13 protein-coding genes are annotated in these 17,529 nt (G+C 35.8%); 10 read left to right on the top strand and 3 right to left on the bottom strand.

The window, feature by feature from the left end; translation table 11 throughout:
* Window positions 1–201 precede the first annotated feature (201 nt).
* On the top strand, window positions 202–540 hold the full coding sequence (locus L2586_RS05205; RefSeq protein ID WP_235291737.1) for a type II toxin-antitoxin system HigB family toxin: 339 nt from the start codon (window positions 202–204) through the stop codon (window positions 538–540).
* Window positions 541–644: 104 nt separating this feature from the next.
* Window positions 645–1,103 carry a helix-turn-helix domain-containing protein gene (locus L2586_RS05210; RefSeq protein WP_235291738.1) on the top strand — a complete coding sequence of 153 codons (459 nt, stop codon included), beginning with the start codon at window positions 645–647 and terminating at the stop codon, window positions 1,101–1,103.
* 116 nt (window positions 1,104–1,219) lie between these two features.
* On the opposite strand, the gene ltrA is transcribed toward L2586_RS05210, so the two are convergent.
* Window positions 1,220–2,509: a group II intron reverse transcriptase/maturase gene (gene ltrA / locus L2586_RS05215; RefSeq protein WP_235291739.1), complete on the bottom strand. Its 1,290-nt coding sequence runs from the start codon at window positions 2,507–2,509 to the stop codon at window positions 1,220–1,222.
* Window positions 2,510–3,269: 760 nt separating this feature from the next.
* Here ltrA and L2586_RS05220 point away from each other — a divergent pair.
* Both L2586_RS05220 and L2586_RS05225 read left to right on the top strand, forming a co-directional pair.
* Window positions 3,270–3,554 carry a type II toxin-antitoxin system RelE/ParE family toxin gene (locus tag L2586_RS05220; protein WP_235291740.1) on the top strand — a complete coding sequence of 95 codons (285 nt, stop codon included), beginning with the start codon at window positions 3,270–3,272 and terminating at the stop codon, window positions 3,552–3,554.
* Window positions 3,547–3,846, top strand: a complete 300-nt coding sequence (locus tag L2586_RS05225; RefSeq protein ID WP_235291741.1) for a HigA family addiction module antitoxin — start codon at window positions 3,547–3,549, stop codon at window positions 3,844–3,846. The genes L2586_RS05220 and L2586_RS05225 overlap by 8 nt, the downstream gene beginning before the upstream one ends.
* Window positions 3,847–4,122: 276 nt before the next feature.
* Here L2586_RS05225 and L2586_RS05230 read toward each other — a convergent pair whose 3' ends face one another.
* Window positions 4,123–7,545 (bottom strand): sensor histidine kinase, encoded by a 3,423-nt coding sequence (locus L2586_RS05230; RefSeq protein ID WP_235291742.1) that lies wholly within the window; start codon window positions 7,543–7,545, stop codon window positions 4,123–4,125.
* 167 nt (window positions 7,546–7,712) lie between these two features.
* On the opposite strand from L2586_RS05230, the gene L2586_RS05235 reads away from it, so the two are divergent.
* From L2586_RS05235 to L2586_RS05245, 3 genes are all read left to right on the top strand, one after another.
* Complete coding sequence (locus L2586_RS05235) at window positions 7,713–8,357, top strand: response regulator transcription factor (RefSeq protein ID WP_235291743.1); 645 nt, start codon at window positions 7,713–7,715, stop codon at window positions 8,355–8,357.
* Between the two features lie 144 nt (window positions 8,358–8,501).
* Window positions 8,502–8,909, top strand: a complete 408-nt coding sequence (locus tag L2586_RS05240; protein WP_235291744.1) for a LytR/AlgR family response regulator transcription factor — start codon at window positions 8,502–8,504, stop codon at window positions 8,907–8,909.
* 44 nt (window positions 8,910–8,953) lie between these two features.
* Entirely contained in the window at window positions 8,954–14,677 is a 5,724-nt protein-coding gene (locus tag L2586_RS05245; protein WP_235291745.1) for a LamG domain-containing protein, read from the top strand.
* A 191-nt stretch (window positions 14,678–14,868) separates the two neighbouring features.
* Here the strand turns inward: L2586_RS05245 and L2586_RS05250 are convergent, their stop codons facing one another.
* A complete protein-coding gene (locus tag L2586_RS05250) occupies window positions 14,869–15,156 on the bottom strand; it encodes a hypothetical protein (protein WP_235291746.1) in 288 nt (95 codons plus the stop codon).
* A 227-nt stretch (window positions 15,157–15,383) separates the two neighbouring features.
* On the opposite strand from L2586_RS05250, the gene L2586_RS05255 reads away from it, so the two are divergent.
* The 3 genes from L2586_RS05255 (at window position 15,384) to L2586_RS05265 (ending at window position 17,528) form a co-directional block, all read left to right on the top strand.
* Window positions 15,384–15,836 (top strand): excisionase family DNA-binding protein, encoded by a 453-nt coding sequence (locus L2586_RS05255; protein ID WP_235291747.1) that lies wholly within the window; start codon window positions 15,384–15,386, stop codon window positions 15,834–15,836.
* A gap of 686 nt (window positions 15,837–16,522) precedes the next feature.
* Window positions 16,523–16,915, top strand: coding sequence for a DUF1398 domain-containing protein (locus tag L2586_RS05260; RefSeq protein WP_235291748.1), 393 nt, complete (start codon window positions 16,523–16,525; stop codon window positions 16,913–16,915).
* 25 nt (window positions 16,916–16,940) lie between these two features.
* Window positions 16,941–17,528, top strand: a complete 588-nt coding sequence (locus L2586_RS05265) for a dihydrofolate reductase family protein (RefSeq protein WP_235291749.1) — start codon at window positions 16,941–16,943, stop codon at window positions 17,526–17,528.
* Window position 17,529 lies beyond the last annotated feature (1 nt).

Genomic DNA, 17,529 nt, shown 5'->3' on the forward strand with positions numbered 1-17,529 from the left:
TAACACGCGATTAAGAAGTGAATTTCGCCTTAAATTATTCCCACTCCAACACATTTTACCTAAAATTACATAACTTTAGAGGTAACGATTTGCGGAAGGCGAAACTCCTCTTATCGCTATCACGTTATATTAGAATAAATCATCAAGTGGAAAGTAAATGTTCCTAGATAATACGAACTATATTTATTAGATTTACGTTTAATGAAAATAGCATCTTTAAATATTCTTGAAAAACACCTCAAAAAGAAAAGAGGTAATAGAAAGCTTAAAAACGAAGTTGATAAACTTATAGAAATATTAAAAGGTGCAAATTGGTCAAATTCAGAAGAAATCAAATCGATTAGACCTGATGCAGATAAAGTGCATTCTAAAGGATTTTACTTTTTCAACATTTCTTCTGATAGAACAATGATTTTAATTGAGTTGGAAGAGGATCAAGCTACAATTGTATGGTGTGGAAGCCATGATGAATATGAATATACCTTCAAAAATAATAAGAACACAATCCGTAAATGGCTTCAGGCTAAAAATTGGATATAATTATGAATGACGAATTTAACATCGATCAACTTATCAAACGAGGCAAAATAAATAGTGAACTCGAGCTGGAAAGAGCGTCAATGGCCGAAAGGAAATTGAGATTAATGACAGAAGAATTTCCTGAAGCGAAGACAAAAAGGAAGCAGATAAGAGAACTAATTTATGAATATGAGGCAAAGTATTGGACAGATAGGGACAAAATAACAGATTCCCAAGTTGAAGAAAATGATAAAGCTGAAATCATTGTCCAATTAGAAAATGAATTTATTGATGCAAGAAAAAAACTTATCATATCCAAACTCAAAAAACTTGGATTGAATCAACAAGAGTTTGGACGAATTCTAGGACATAACAGCAAATCCTACATGTCGGAATTAATGAATGGTGTTGTTCCTTTCACTTTAAAAGATTTGATAATTATTAGCAAACTGTTGAAAATAAATTTGAGCAAACTTATTCCAACTCAAATTCCAGATGAAGACAAAACCAAGATTGTAAATTCAATCGAGAAACTAGGCAAACCAAAATTAAAACTTGATAAGAAAGAATTCGCATTCAGCTAAAAGTGCAAAGCACTACATAGAATCGAGTAGAGTGAGGTAGCCTATAAGACTACCTCAGCCCTCTCACACCACCGTACGTACGGACCTCGTATACGGCGGTTCGTATAACAACTTTATCATTTATTCTTAACTGTATGGTAGTAATTACTGAAGGATTGATATCCTCTCAACTGTAGTTTCTGTTCCGTCACCGTGGTGCCCATTATAGGACTGCAAGATATTCTCCAACCCCCTAATCGGGAATAGCTGAATTGTCTTGCTTTGGAATGAAACAGACCAAGTTGTCTAAAGGCTCGATATCGTCGTTTTGGGTTCTTCCAACCTTTCCAAATACAATATCGCAAACGACATCGCACCCAACTATCCAGAGACTTGAATTTCGCGTATCCCGTTCCATACTTGAAGTAATTTACCCATCCCCACATCAACCAATTCAATCTTTGAATCCTTTCCTTAAAAGGAATCGGACTCATCTTCTTGGTGATCAATTTGATCTTCTCCTTAAGTTTCTTCCAGCTCTTCTTTGCTATGCTCAGCCGATACTTGCCTTTTTCTCCTTTCTTATAAGTTGATGTAAAGCAGTATCCTAGCAGTTCAAACTTCACTGGTCGGCACACCGAGGTTTTCTCTTCGTTCACCTGTAATTTCAACTTTGTTTCAAGGAATGATTTGATGTTTCTTAGTACCCGATGAGCAGACTTCTTACTTTTAAGAAACATACTGCAGTCATCTGCATACCGTACAAACCTTATCCCTCGTAAGGTCAGCTCATTATCCAACTCTGTCAATAAAATATTTGACAGCAACGGACTTATAGGTCCTCCTTGTGGAGTTCCCATTGTCCGTTTTGAACAACTTCCATCATCGACTATTCCTGCTCGTAAATACTTTCTTATTAACCGCAGTAGAATCGGATCCTCTATTTTCTTTCTTAGTAATCCCATGAGCTTGTCATGGTTCACTATATCAAAGAAGCTTTTCAGATCCAAGTCTATGATGTCTTGGTAACCAGCGTTAATGTACTCCGTGGCTTGTGCTAATGCTTGATGGGCATTTCGTCCAGGTCGAAAGCCGTAGCTGTGCTGTGAGAACATGGGTTCCCATAGCTGACTTAGAACTTGGTGGATTGCTTGTTGAATCATGCGATCTACTACTGTTGGTATCCCCAATTGTCGGACACCTCCATTACCTTTTGGTATCTTTACTCCCAGCACTGGTTGTGGAACGTATGTTCCATTTCTTAGTACATCAATTAAGGAAGCTAAGTGTTCTGTCAAATAATCCTTTAGTTCGTCCACTCTCATCCCATCAACCCCCGCACTACCCTTATTAGATACCACTTGCTCATAGGCCTTAATTAAATTGGCTCTACTAAGTATGCTATCCATTAAGTTGGTGTACTTCATTTGGGCTTTAAATAAATGATCTAATCTTGCCTCCTTCCATAGTCCGAAACACTCTCATCTTCTATCTTGCGACCAGAATCAAAAGAGTGTTGGAGTTATGGTTATTGGCTGTTCTACGTTCAGCCCTTCAGTTGTGGTCTTCTCATACCACAACCTAATATGGCTTCGGCTGACTTCTGAAAGGCTTTTCCTAAATCCGTCTTCATCCGCATCTCGCTCGATGCTTTAACAGTTCGATTCAGATCTCATCCTTTCAGATCGACCTTGGTAAGGTCTACTAACTTTCTATGTATCCCCGCTGCATCTACATCTTTGGCTGGATTCTAGCCTTCGGTACGATCCCGCTAAAGCTGGACAGGTTGTGCTACCTCGACTAACCTCAATGCCTCTTATGCAATTCATGTTATTCGGTACAGATATTTGCAGTCCAGCTTACTTCAGACTCATTGTCACCAATAAAACCCTTGCTGCTTGCTACATGCTTAGTTTCGACTTCATATGGGTTCAGCATTGAAGTGTTTCTCCTACTAGAATCTAGCGTGACAGAGACTTGCACTCTGCTAGTAATATTTATCCTTTCTATGTACATTTACATAGTAGGTAACTTAGTAGCCATTCAAGGCACACACAGGCTGTGAAGAATGAAGAACTCCTTCGTCGTTCCTCATCTTATCGCTATCACGTTCTATCCCATAATTCCACGCTAACATTTGATAATAACGAACTAAATTACTATCTTTAAACGTTAGTAGTATGTAATATGATTCAAACATTTGCGGATAAGGAAACTGAAAAGATTTGGAATGGTTATCGATCAACTAAATTTCCAAACGAAATTCAACAAATCTGCAGACGAAAATTTAGAATGCTAAACAATGCCCAAACGATTAACGACTTAAGAATTCCACCATCAAACAGATTAAAAAAGATGAAGGGGAAATTCAAACAGTATCACAGCATTCGAATAAATAACCAATGGAGAATCAAATTCAAATGGACAAGCAATAATGCTTTTGAAGTAGAAATAACAGATTATCATGAGTAAATTATCAAATGTACATCCAGGAGAAATACTGCTTGAAGAATTCCTCAATCCAATGGGAATTACGGCCTATCGATTATCGAAATCTATAGGAATTCCTCAAACAAGAACAAGTCAAATCATTAAAGGAAAGAGAGGAATAACCGCAGATACTGCTCTAAGATTATCCAAATACTTTGGAACGTCGCCTAAATTTTGGCTTGGATTACAAGATGATTATGATATTGAAGAACAAACCAACAAACTCCAAAACGAGCTTGATGAGATTAAAACACTGAATTCGGAAACGGGATAGAACGCTATGCACGAGTGAATATTTCGCTGTGCGCCACCGCTAAAGCTAAGGCGGCACGCGGTCGCTCATACTCACCATGCAATTCACCGATATAACCATTTCAATCTGAGAAAGTTTCCTTCGAATCAGGTAATATAATACTTCAGTGGATTCAGGAACTCTTAGAAGACAAAGTCAAATTTGGATATGAAACCTCTTTGTCAACTAGAATATTTGTCAACTATAACAAACCTTCATTCTAATCTTTAAATTAAAGCCGTAATAGATAGAACTTAATTAAATAATTAAATGAACTTTAAATCCTTGCTCGTAGGATATGCTCAGTTTTGCGTCTATTGACTTAGCTCGCATATTCATATTATCTAACCCTAATCCCTCAGTTTTACAATTTTTGATATTGGCATTATTTCCATTATCTATTACAGTTAAATGTAGCTGATTATCCAATCTAAAGAATTTTATTTTAACGTCATTTCCATTAGAATGCTTGCTTACATTCGTAATGGCTTCTTTAAAGATCAAGTAAATATTTTGTCGGACCTCTGGATTAATGGCTTCAATCATAGAAATGTTAGTTAGTTCAAAAGAATAATTAAAATCGCTATTCTCAAATATGTTAGACGCAAAATATCGCATCCGATCTACCAAGTTTTCATACCTATCTTTTTTAGCATCGATGGCCCAAACAATATCTCTCATTCTTTCCATTGCATTTCGGCTCATACCACCGATTTCTATCATTTCTGCATGTATGTCTTCGGTCTTTTCAGTGGCTAAATATTCAGTTTGCATAGCAATACCTGTTAATACACTACCGACATCATCATGCAAGTCAGCTGAAATTTTTGATCGAATGTTTTCTAAGGATCGAACCTTTGCTAGTTCGCTTTTTATTCTAAATCGGATGTAGAAATAAATAGCTAAAACAATAAGGATTAAGTATATAAAATAGGCAAATAAAGTATTCCAAAACGGTGGCCGTATAGTAAACGAATATTGATCAATTTCACTCCAATCTCCATTCTCTATTTTTGCTTTCACCTTAAAATTATATTTACCTGGTGATAGTTTTCCGAAAACTGCATTTGTCGATCCAGAAGGCGCACTCCAACCGCTACTCCAGTTTTCTAAATAATATGAATATTTTATAAGATGAGGAGCTTTTAAATTTACTCCGACAAAATCGAAACTTATAAAGTTATTATTGTGACTTAGGCTTAAATTAATGGGAAGATTATTCCATGCAGTTAGGGAGTCAAAATCATAATTTTTAATAACAATGCCATTTGGCAATTCATATGTGGAATCACTAACCCAATTCAGAGATTCGTTATAAATATAAAGATTGGTGATTTTTAGTTCTGGACTACCTACTTTTATTTTAATATCATCATGGTTAAAACGAACAATACCTTCTCCTCCTGATATCCAAATATCTGAATTTTTGAATTGAAAAATTGAATTATTTGCTATACCACCTTCAGGTAATCCATCTTCAGGTAGATAATTTGTAAATGCTTCATCTCCAGTAATTCCATGGATAGGTTTCATGCTCAGTCCCTTTTCGTTTCCTATCCATAAGTTTCCATTTTTATCTTGCAAAAGGGCTTGTATATTGTTATTGATCAATCCTTGCTGGGAACCATACGAGGTATAATAATAAGTTTCATCAGCAATATCGTAATCAATTTTCATTAACTTATTTCCAGATTCGGCACCTACCCACATGCCTCCATATTGATCAGGAGTAATTGCTCTGATTAATCTTCCCGGAAGTCCCGATTCAGTTTCGAAATGAGTAACCTCAGGTGCATTGTAAATGCCTTTGATTTTGATATGATTTAATCCCTTTCCAATACTTGAAACCCAAAAATTTAGATCAGTGTCTTGGTCCATATCCCAAGTGTTTTTGGCAAGCAATCCTTGAGCTTCGGTATAGAATAGCACTTCATTTCCATGAATTCGAAATATTCCAGATGTTTTATCAGGATCAAATTCATACAATGTCCCCCAAATATCTCCAGTATTATCCATTATTAATTGCGGAACTAAACTAACAGGAAACCCTTCTTTTTCAGTGTAATTATAAAAGTGAACTATATCTGAAATGCTATCGAGTTCCATTTTTATTAATCCATTATTACGAGTGCCGATCCATATATTGCCCAAAGTATCCAATTGGAAATCATCAATATAATTACTACTCATTCCTTGTTTTGTAGTATAATTTAGAAGCTGACCTGTATATCCATCTGCACTGGGTATATATCTGAAAATTCCGTAACCGAATGTGCCCATCCATAACCGGCCCCATTTATCTTCGCAAAACCTATTAGTCATGTTAGCTAAGTTGATATTGCCATCTTCACCAAACTGAAAAAATTCTGTAGATTTAAATGGATTCATTTGCATCTTAATAATTCCTGCTTTATAATTTGCTAACCATACATTCCCATAGGTATCGAACGAAATATTATTATAAAAAGGATCTATATTTGCATCTCTAGAATAAGCAATGTAATTGCTTTGATGATTATAATTGATAATGATTAATCCTATTCCATTGAAAATCGTATAGTAACGCCCTGGTTCTTTTTCTTTTATCAAGATAACGGAGCGATTATCCTTCAATTCTGGTAATCCATTACTAGAAAATATATTGACAAGTATTGCTGATGTATAATTAGAACTTTGTACTTTTTTAAGGAGTGTTATACCTTCTGTACTTCCCATTAATATATTTCCTTGACTGTCCTCATTTATTACAGTAACTTGATTGCAAGGGAACAATGAACCATTTGTTATCTGTTTTATAAAATAAGACGGATCACCAGGTTCTGCTTGGATGTTCATTATTTTTATTCCTTGATCTTTAGTTGCAAGCCAAAGGTGATTTTTAGAATCACAAAATAGATAAGTGATAGTTTGTGAATCCACACCTTGTTCCTTTCCATACTTAACACATTTTTTCGTTCTAGGATCAAATCTGTACAATCCTGTATTGCCAGAAAGCCAAAATTTTCCAGCCTGATCGACCTCTATAAGTTGAAAAGATTCAAATTCTGCATCTTCTGGCATAAAATACTGAAAATTGTGACCATCAAAATGAGTAAGCCCTTTTATTCCAACAATCCAGATTTCATCGTTTTCATCAATATAAAATGAGCGAAAAGCAGTCTCTTTTAATCCTTGTTCTTCTGTCCAATAAGAAAATGATTGCCCATCAAATTTCATTAAACTTGTATATATATTAATTGCCCAAAGGTTACCCTTAGAGTCGAATAATATTTCTTGGATCGGTTCCTTATTTTTTAAACCATTCTTATCATTATAGTAATAGAACATGAATTCGTCTATGGTTCTTTTGTCTGCCGTCCCAGCCTTGTAAATTTCTGGTTTCTGGGCTGAAATACTATACGATTTTAATTTAACCTTTGATGGTTTTTCAAGGCGGTTCTCATGCAGATTATGTATAAAAATTTCCGATTCTTTAATATTGCTTAAAGGCTTTGTTGATTGCTTGGCCAAAATAGTATCTGGGGATCTAGACTTTATCCCTTTTACATGAGAAATATCAATTCTTACTGGCGGTTCGAGTGAGTCTTGTGGAATGAAGTGACCTTTTAATTCACCTTTGTCAGGATGAAGTATATAGTCCTTATTTTGTGTTTTGGATAATTCCTTACATGCAAAGCACATTGCAATGCATGATAGAATAATTATATGAAATATAAACTTACACATTAGATATCTCGATAAAGATAGTACATTGTTTTTAATATAAATCACCCATATGAGGTATTGTGCAGCGACTATTATAGTTGTAAATTCATCATTTCATAAATACCAAAGTATAAGTTTTTTAAATGATCAATGTAAGCATTATTGAGGATGATAAGGTGATTCTAACCAATTTGGTCAGATACTTAAGTCGCCAGGATGATATTAAAGTGGGAGTAATTGCCGATTCAATAGAAAACTTTTTCAATAAAATTAAAAGTCCTGGAATAAAATTTTCTAATGAAGGAATTCTGCTCTTAGACATAGGTTTGCCAGGTATATCGGGTTTAGAAGCCATCCCTCTGCTACTTCGTGAGAACCCCAACTTAAACATTATAATGTTAACGACCTTTGAAGAAGAAAAAATAATTCTCAAAGCAATGTGTAGTGGGGCAGTGGCCTATATTTCTAAGAGAACCCCCTTGAAAAAAATAGTAGAAGCCATTCTTATTGTGAATGATGGAGGATCTTATATGTCACCTATGATTGCAAGGGATATATTCAATTATATGGTAAAAAGCAACGCTCCAAAGAAAAAATCAAGTTTTTTAACAGGACGTCAATTAGAGATTCTAAAGATGATTGTAGAAGGAAAGTCATATAGAAATATAGCTGCTGAATTATTTATTTCACCTGAAACGGTAAGGTCTCACATTAAAAACATTTATAAATCTCTTCATGTCAATAATAAAGCTGAGGCCATCGGTAAATATCTAAATGGAGAAGTATAGTCATTTTATTGTAATAATAAAGGACGAATTTCCCCCATATGCGGTATTGTCTCTCTTCACTTTCACCCTTATTTTTGTTTTATAACATTTGACCTCTTCCTACCCAAGAAGTTAATCAATTTATAACACTCTAAACCTTTTACAATGTCAAGTAATAGCAATGGAAATGCTGTTGCCAAGGTGGTACCTTTATCTGGCTTACAAAAGTACAGACCCACCATTTCTGAGCAAATAGCAATTCCCTCTGTCAATAAAATTGACCTCGTTCTTGTAAGCAGAATTGTTTCATTAAATGCAAGGAGTAATTATACTGAAATACATTTCATAGATGGGAAATCTGTCTTAACTGCTTTTACCTTAAAAAGGTATGAAGAAAAACTAAATAAGCAAGCATTTATCAGAGTCCATAGTGGCTATATCATCCAGCTTAAATATGTAAAATCTTATAACAAATTAACCAACAAAATCACCCTTCTTAACAAGCAAGAGATACCCGTTTCAAGGAGCCGAAAACAGGCCTTGATGAATTACTTCGATCAATTTAAAATATAAGCAAGAGGCTTCGGATAAATCTTTACACTTAAACTAATAATGTTATGAAATTTAACTATTACACTAAATTCGTATACCTTCTCACATTTATAATTAGTATTCAAACCATCCAAGCACAATTCACACAGTGGGAGCAATATGAGTCCAGTGACTATTTTGCGAAAATGGAATTTTATATGAATGATCCAGAAGCTGGAAGTTGTTCGTTCTATAGGTTGGACTACAATTTTTATGTGGTTGGATATAGCACAGATTTTGGTAGCAAAACCACCCAACCTATATTACCTTTTGCTGGTCAGCACCATTTAGAAGTGGGACCTGGTAGGACACATGATGTGTCAGGTTCTTATAACGCCTATGGATCCATCTGCAGTATTTATGAGCAGAGCGACGATGTTTCTATTTCAACCGACCTTCCTTATCCACCCGGTAATTTTCAGGCAACATATTTAGAGAATGGTGGGGTAACCCTCGACTGGACCAACAATACTGAAATTCCTAACGCATTACATACCATAAAACTTCAATATGGACAAACCATACTTAATTTGCCTGGAGGAACAGACACACATACCTTTACAGATTGCTTGCCTGCGTCTACGCAATTCATATGGCGAGTCATATTTGACGGGACAGTGGCAGATTCTACTTATACTGTAACAGGTGATCCTTCAGTTTACACTATTCCTAATCCACGACCATTGCCTCCACCTCCATCTGGTGGTTATGGACAGATCAGCGGCACCATTAAAACCACTTCTGGTGCTGGGGTAGGAGGCGTTATAGTGAAAGCAACCTTAATGAATAACAATGACCTCGGGGGATGTTGGCCTCCAGAGTATCTAAGTCAACCATCACAAGGATCGGGTGCTTTTAACATTCCAGATATTTATTATGATCCTGACGGTCCAGCTGCACAATACCGAGTAGAGGCATTTTTACCTGGGCATCAATTCCGTTATCCTAATGCATCTAGCATGGATAGTGTAATAGATTATTCGTTGACATCGGGTCTTCATAATTTCAATGATGCGAATTTTATAGATATTACTTCCTATGTGATTAGTGGAAGTGTTACTTCAAGTTTATTTGGTTGTGGCGTGGAAGATGTGACCATACTTGAAGCCCCTGGGGGAAACTCTGGGATTATTCCTGTTAAAACTGCAGCAGATGGAACCTTCGAATTAGTTGTTCCAGAAGGGAATAAAACTTATCAAATAAAGGCTAGTTATCGATTAGGATCTATAGCTGACTCTATTATAAGCATTACAATAGCTGAAGAAGATGTAGGTGGAGCAGATTTTATACACACCGCCAGTGAGACATTGAGCGGTTTCGTAGGTGCAGGATGTAATGAATATCTAGGAGAGACTTCGATAGAGGTACGCGCACCAGAAAGTGGATGCTTGATAACGACCATTAATCCTAATGCTAATGGATATTACAGCATAGAATTACCTGCACGACCTTTAGAAGTGGAGGTTACGGGAATTACATTGGACCCATCTTCTGGACTAGATGAAGGAGAGGTGCTCTCTGGATTTGGTGGGGTTGTGGAAACTGAATTTGATTCCGCTCAAGTTATTGATTTTGTGTTTCGAAAGCCGTTATCATTAGATGTGCAGGGATTACCTGGATTAAGTTGTGCTGCAATACCGCATCCTATTATCGAACAGGGAAAGTCATATTTTCTCACTTTAAGAGTGACCGAAGGTGACAATTGCCCGGTAGATACTGGAAAAGTTGTGGTATTTGACAACATTAGTGCCTCTGGGGTTGTGGGGCAGATTTTAGACTCGGTTGTCATCTCTAATGGATTAGCGATATATGAATTAAAACCTGGAGATCCTAATTTTTTTGGGGATCATCTGAAAGACATTACTTTTCAAGCTATTGCAGGAGAAGAGATGACACAGGTGACTAAGATGGCAATTGTGACAGGTGCTATTCAAAGTGGTAACAATTTTACTACAGCGGCTCCTACAGAATTACCATTTCTTATACTTAGGGATCCACCAGGTGATGGGAGTTACGCCAGTTTTTCAGAAGAGAGTGTGACGACTATTGGTCAGAGCTATTCCACTCAAGTTGGCGGCGGCGTGAAAGTATGGGCAGAAGCGAAAGTTGGAACTGAAATTTTTGGTTTAGAGCTTTGGGGGCAGATAGGTGGTTCGTTCGAAATTAATAGTTCTAAATCCACTACAGATGAATTTGTGCTTGAAATTTCTAATTCCCAAACATTTAGCACAGCAGATGATGTCAATGTGATCGGTGAAAAAGGAGATGTATTTGTTGGAGCGGCAGTTAACTTTATTTATGCAAGAGCGAAAACTTTGGATTTTGACCTTCAAGCTTGTGCGCTAACACAAGATACATTGCTAATGTTGAATGCTAATGGATTCGAAACTACTTTTATCTATACAGAAAACTATATTCGAAGTAATGTAATTCCGACTAGGCAATTGATAGCGAATAATGAAAGCTTGGAAGATTCTGTCCGCTACCGAGCCGCAAATGATATTAAATTATGGGAGCAGGTGCTTCAGCTTAATCAGGAATTGAAAGAAGAAGCGTTATCAACTGCAGAGAATTATTCTTGGGATAGCCAAGTTGGTTCAATCGAGCAATCCAAGTCAATATCTGTGACAAAGTCTAAAACATTAGAATTTACTACGCAGATTGATGTTGGAGTGGCTGCAGAAGTAGGGTTCGAATTTATGAATAATGGAGTGACAGCAGGAGTAGATGTCAATTTCCAAACCACAATGGGTGAAGTAAGAACATTTGAAAGCGCGAGTGTGACGACGACTACATTTCATCTTGAAGATGGAAATCAGGATAATGCTTTTTCAGTCGATGTGGCAGAAGATGCAGTTTTTGGCACACCAGTTTTTAAAACCTTAGGTGGTCAAACCTCCTGTCCCCATGAGGAGGGAACTCAAGAACTGGACAATATGACTCTTTTTGCATTGAATCCAGTAGAAGTGGTTGAATCTGGTAATGATGCCTTTTTTACTTTTGAAATTATCAGCAACAGCTTCGATAATAATCCAAGAAAATATTTCTTAGAACTCAATCCACAATCGACGAATGGAGCAGAAGTGTTCTTCGGCAGCAACAATTTTACACAGCCCATTTTGATTTCTGAGATATATCCGGGCTCCACAACCATTGGACCTATAAGAGTGACCAGGCCTAATAATTTACTTCAATATGATTTCGAGGGAATTGAATTTTATTTATATCCCAATTGTAATAGTGATTATACTTTGTCAGATATCGTCAGTGTTGCCAATGTATCAGCTTACTTTAACAGTCCTTGCAGTAATATTGACATGTCGGCACCACTAGATGAATGGCAAGTATTGCAGAATAGTGATCAGCTTTTAGTAACCATGAGCGGTTATGATTTAAGTAATGATTTTGATAAGGTTATTATGCAATACAAAGCAAAAGGATCCTCTAATTGGCTAACTAGTAATGTTGAACGTCTTAAATCTGAATTGCTTGTGGGGTCCACAACAGTTCCTTGGGATCTGACAAATATCAAAGATGGCGAATATGACATTCGTTTTCGATTAAATTGTGGCACGACCTTTTCTTTTTCAAACAGAACACGTGGAATTATCGACCGGACTGCCCCAAGAGTTTTTGGAATTGAGAATCCTGCTAACGACAGATACTTGCCAGGAAAGGAAATTTCAGTCCAGTTTCACGAAGACTTAGATTGCAGTGTGTTGACGCAAGGAAACATCTATTTAAAGAAAATTCCAGAAAATCAACTTGTCGCCATTTCAACAGTTTGTATCGGGGGGAAGGTAAATATCGTTTTACAAGAAGAGATTGGTGAATTGTACAACCAAGCATTTGAAGTTGGTTTAATAGGGGTTACTGATCTACAGGGAAATGAACGATCTGATACTGTCCAATGGGAATTTGTTGTAAGCGAACCAGATAAAGATCGTGATGGTGTTTCAGACACAAAAGACAGATGTCCGGATGGAAACGATTTTTTAGATTCTGATATGGATGGTCTACCGGATGATTGTGATTGTTTACCGGATGTCGCAACTAATGGTCGCCTTTTCTCTAAAGCAGCAATGGACTTTGATGGAGTTGATGATCATTTGAGTGTTGCACATAACAACACACTAAACCCAGGTGCTAACGTTTCATTTACCTTTGAGGCTTGGGTGAAAATTGAATCTTCTCAAGGACCTCTAACAATACTTTCGAAAGGTAGTGGAACATCAACAACAAATTCCTACATTTTTAGCATTTGGCAGAATAAAGTGGCTCTGAATATTGGTGATGCTGGTTCTAACAACACATGGATGTATTCTGATTCTGATGTGAAATTAAAAAAGTGGACCCATTTAGCAGTAGCTTATGATCATACTAATGGTGTATTCACCTTTTTTCAAGATGGTATTAAAGACGGTGAACGTACTATAACACATGGGTTCTCATCTAATACAAATCCTTTATTGATTGGCAATCAGGGTGTAGATTGTAATTGTAATTACTTTAATGGTCAATTGGATGAGCTTAGAATGTGGAACGTAGCCAAGACTGAAGCTGGATTACAAGCAATGATGAACCAAGAATTAAGTGGAAGTGAATTGAATTTAATTGCATATTATAATTTTAATGAGGGAACTGCTTTTGGAAACAATACGGACTTGACCCAGGTAAGAGAGCATTCTCCAAATGCTTTAAGTGCTGATTTGATTAATTTCGATCAGCAAAATATCAAGTCAAATTGGGTAAATGGTCCTGTTAGGGAATTAAACATTGCTTATGAATTATGCAAAAGTTGTCCTGACACAAGTAACGTACTTCTTGATTTTGACATGGTCGACGATTATATTCATATAAATAACCATCCTGATCTTATACCGACTAGTGCTAATACAATAACTTTTGAAGCCTGGATTTTTCCGAATAATAGTGCCAGTGCTCAAAGGATTTTAGAATCTTCAGATGGCATATTTAATAACCAATTTCAGATGTACTTGAACGAAGATAGTAAGATTTACATTTTGGGCCTTAATTTTTCTTCGGTGACTTCACATAAAACAATAGAAAGTGAGCAATGGACACACATCGCTATTGCTTTCGACCAAAATGCGTGCTATGTGTACATTAATGGAATTTTAGATATAGTACAAAGTTTCAATGTAGGAACGACAAACAAGGGATTCCCAATCATAGTTGGTAATCATGGAGGAAGTGGTCCTGCTAATCAAGGTTTTAATGGTCGGATGGATGACATTCGCTTTTGGAATCACAGAAGAACAGCAGAGGAAATAAAAGACAATCTTCAGAAGGAGTTAACAGGTGAAGAAAGCGGTTTGTTAGCTTATTACAATTTCAATACTGGTAAGGCGGGACAAGACAATAGTGCATCTAATATACAGATAGATGCCAGTGGGAATGGCCACGATGGAGTTCTAGTTGGATTTTCACTAAATGGCAGCAAGTCAAATTATCTTACCAGCCCTTTTAATTTTAGCGACGGCGACAGAGATGGACTTCCTGATGTTTGCGACAATTGCTCTGCTGTTAAACAATTGACAATAGACAATTCACTGATAGACGGTGTGTATCGAGCAAGTGAAAAAATTATTTTAGGCAATGGATTATCAATGCCTGCCAACGCAAATTTGACTTTAAGATCACCAATTGTTCACGTCAATCAGCCAATTCAAACATCCTCGTCAGCAACCATAACTATTATGCCGACACCATGTGATGAAGAAGAATAGATAGATTTTCATTCATAATTTACTGCACCCTAATAAGATTTAATTAGGGTGTAGTTTTACTTTAATGAATCATTTTATATATTTTTTTATTGGAAAAGTATGAGTTCTATCCTCTCTAATGCATCAAGTTTTAAAGGTGATGAGGTAAATTTTACACATCAAAGTTTGAAGTACCTAAAAAGTAATTTAAACTATTCTTCTTTCTTTTTGATTGCTGGGTCTATCGGCATAGGATGCAATTCCCGAAGCAGGTCATTAGAAGGCAGAATTCCCCAAAATTCAAATAACTGTGCTAAGTCATATCCCAATTTTTCTGAAGCAGTTCTTATAAATTCATCATCATCAATATCATATGGATCAAAGGTGGAGTCTCTCTTCACTTTTTCATAGTAAAAGCCATTGATTTTACGTAATCCTTCCCACCCATACAAAGCCACAATATCAATATTCCTTGCAAATCCTCGAGATTGATATTGCAAGATATTTCCCGGTATATTGAAATTTTATACAACAAGAGCTATAATAACAGCTCACATCAAAATAATTATTTCTCTTGCAACATGATGTACCACAAATCATTACATTGTCTATCTTTAAATAATATGTTACTTTTTGCACGGACTGACGTCAGCTTTGCAGAAAAGATAAAATACAAGTAACTTTCATTTCGATTATTTCGTTTGTATATTTAAGTAGAATATTAAATATGGACGCGGTAAAGAATAAAACAGGTAAATACGAACAACGACTAGCAAGTAAGTCTATGAACCAAATTAAGGCAACACTTGCTAAAACCAGTTCCAACAAACGTAAGGTTCAACTTACGATCCAAGAATCAAAAGAAGTGATTGATATCCCAATTGAAGCTCTTTCCTTCTTAAAAGATATTCTAAGTATAATGGCTGAAGGAAACGATTTAATGATAATTGAAAGGGATTCTGAAATGTCAACACAAGAAGCAGCTGACATACTAAATGTATCTCGACCTTATCTAGTAAAACTCCTTGAGACTGGTCAAATTCCTTTCAAAAAGGCAGGAACTCACAGAAGAGTCTTAGTTAAAGATATAATTAAATATAAATCCAAACTTCAAAGTGATAGAAGAAAAAATCTCAACTTGCTAGCTAAACAGGCACAAGAATTAAACCTTGGTTACTAGTGATTGAAAAATCTATAATTATAGTAATACTAGATGCTAATGTTCTGTATCCAGCACCTTTACGAGACTTCCTTCTGAATTTAGCTGCCACTGAAATTTTTCAACCAAAATGGAATTCAACAATCCAACAAGAATGGAAATATAATCTATTGAAGAATAGGCCTGATTTAATAGAAAGACAAGTTTACAGAACGATCAAATTGATGGAATCAGCATTTCCCGAAGCATCAAGCAAAATCCAATTGGAGACAATAGATTAAATAGAAATCCCTGATGAGAATGATAAGCATGTGATTTCTTCCGCAATAGAGTCCAATTCCAACTACATTGTCACTTGGAATATAAAAGATTTCCCAAAAAAACATCCTCCATCAATTATCAATAGAAGCCATCTAACCTGATAAATTTAATGAATCATTGATAAAAATTGATAAGGAGAAAGTAACTACAGCGTTTACAAATCAACTATATTCATTAAAGAATCCAAAGCTATCGAACGATCAACTTTTACAAATTCGAAATAAAAACGGACTGAGGAAGATCGATACACAGCTTGAACTCTAAATTTCGCAAGCTAACAAGATGCGATCACTGAATACTCTTGTACTCAGGATGCATCAGAACTGTTATGCGGCAGCTAAAAAAAGGCACAGAAATAAATTAACATTTTAAAAATTGGACAAACAGTGTTTACAGTAGAACAAATCGAATTGGCTCATAGCAAAATAAAATCAGGAGCTGAATTTCCTAAATACATACAGGACATTAAGGAAATTGGGGTTGCCGCATTTGAAATTTGGGTTTTTGACAGCCACACAGAATATTTTGGCGCAAACGATTTTCAAACAAAATCTAAACCCAAATATGATAATCTGACAATTGCTTCAAATAGCGACAAAGACAAATTTAGCCAATATTTAAAAATTCACCAAAAAGGCGAAACAGACTATTTTACCTTTTGTAAACATTGTGCTGAAACCGGAATTGAAAAATGGATTGTTGACCTTGATAAAATGACTTGTATCTATTATGACAAGGCTGAAAAAAAAATATTGATTGAAAATGTGCCTTCTCTATAAAAGCAAATAACCGCAAAAGAATAATATGAGAAAAGTAATTGCAGCACTCAATATGACACTTGATGGAAATTGCGACCACACAGCAGGAATTCCAGATGAAGAAGTACATCAGCATTATACAGAATTGTTAAGACAAGGTGAAGCAATTCTATACGGCAGAACAACTTATCAACTTATGGAATTTTGGCGAACGTTTTTAGAAAAACCTTTTGAACAAAAATCAATGAACGACTTTGCCAAAGCTATTGACAAAATTCCTAAAATCGTTTTTTCAAACACACTCAAAAATTTAGATTGGGAAAGTGCAGCCTTAGCAAAACTTGAATTAAAAGACGAAGTTGTTGAACTCAAACAACAATCGGGTAATGATATTTTTATAGGCAGTCGAAGTTTAATTATACAACTTTTGAACCTGAATTTAATTGATGAGTTCCAGCTTTGCATTTATCCTGTTATAGACAGAAAAGGTTTGCGATTATTTGAAGACATTAACGACAGAATTATTTTAAATCTAATTAAGACTAAAATATTTAAAAGTGGAGCTGTAATACTTTATTATCAACCGAAAATGATTGACAAAGAAGAACAACGAATCGCCAATATCACAAAATGAC

The sequence above is a fragment of the Portibacter lacus genome (assembly GCF_021533215.1).
Lineage (GTDB): Bacteria > Bacteroidota > Bacteroidia > Chitinophagales > Saprospiraceae > Portibacter > Portibacter lacus.

What these genes read in the sequence shown, in the direction of transcription:
- L2586_RS05235 (WP_235291743.1), top strand. Translation starts at nt 7,713, where the DNA reads ATGATCAATGTAAGCATTATTGAGGATGATAAGGTGATTCTAACCAAT.
- L2586_RS05210 (WP_235291738.1), top strand. Translation starts at nt 645, where the DNA reads ATGACAGAAGAATTTCCTGAAGCGAAGACAAAAAGGAAGCAGATAAGA.
- ltrA (WP_235291739.1), bottom strand. Translation starts at nt 2,509, where the DNA reads ATGAAGTACACCAACTTAATGGATAGCATACTTAGTAGAGCCAATTTA.
- L2586_RS05230 (WP_235291742.1), bottom strand. Translation starts at nt 7,545, where the DNA reads ATGTGCTTTGCATGTAAGGAATTATCCAAAACACAAAATAAGGACTAT.
- L2586_RS05225 (WP_235291741.1), top strand. Translation starts at nt 3,547, where the DNA reads ATGAGTAAATTATCAAATGTACATCCAGGAGAAATACTGCTTGAAGAA.
- L2586_RS05245 (WP_235291745.1), top strand. Translation starts at nt 8,954, where the DNA reads ATGAAATTTAACTATTACACTAAATTCGTATACCTTCTCACATTTATA.
- L2586_RS05255 (WP_235291747.1), top strand. Translation starts at nt 15,384, where the DNA reads ATGGACGCGGTAAAGAATAAAACAGGTAAATACGAACAACGACTAGCA.
- L2586_RS05205 (WP_235291737.1), top strand. Translation starts at nt 202, where the DNA reads ATGAAAATAGCATCTTTAAATATTCTTGAAAAACACCTCAAAAAGAAA.
- L2586_RS05265 (WP_235291749.1), top strand. Translation starts at nt 16,941, where the DNA reads ATGAGAAAAGTAATTGCAGCACTCAATATGACACTTGATGGAAATTGC.
- L2586_RS05220 (WP_235291740.1), top strand. Translation starts at nt 3,270, where the DNA reads ATGATTCAAACATTTGCGGATAAGGAAACTGAAAAGATTTGGAATGGT.
- L2586_RS05240 (WP_235291744.1), top strand. Translation starts at nt 8,502, where the DNA reads ATGTCAAGTAATAGCAATGGAAATGCTGTTGCCAAGGTGGTACCTTTA.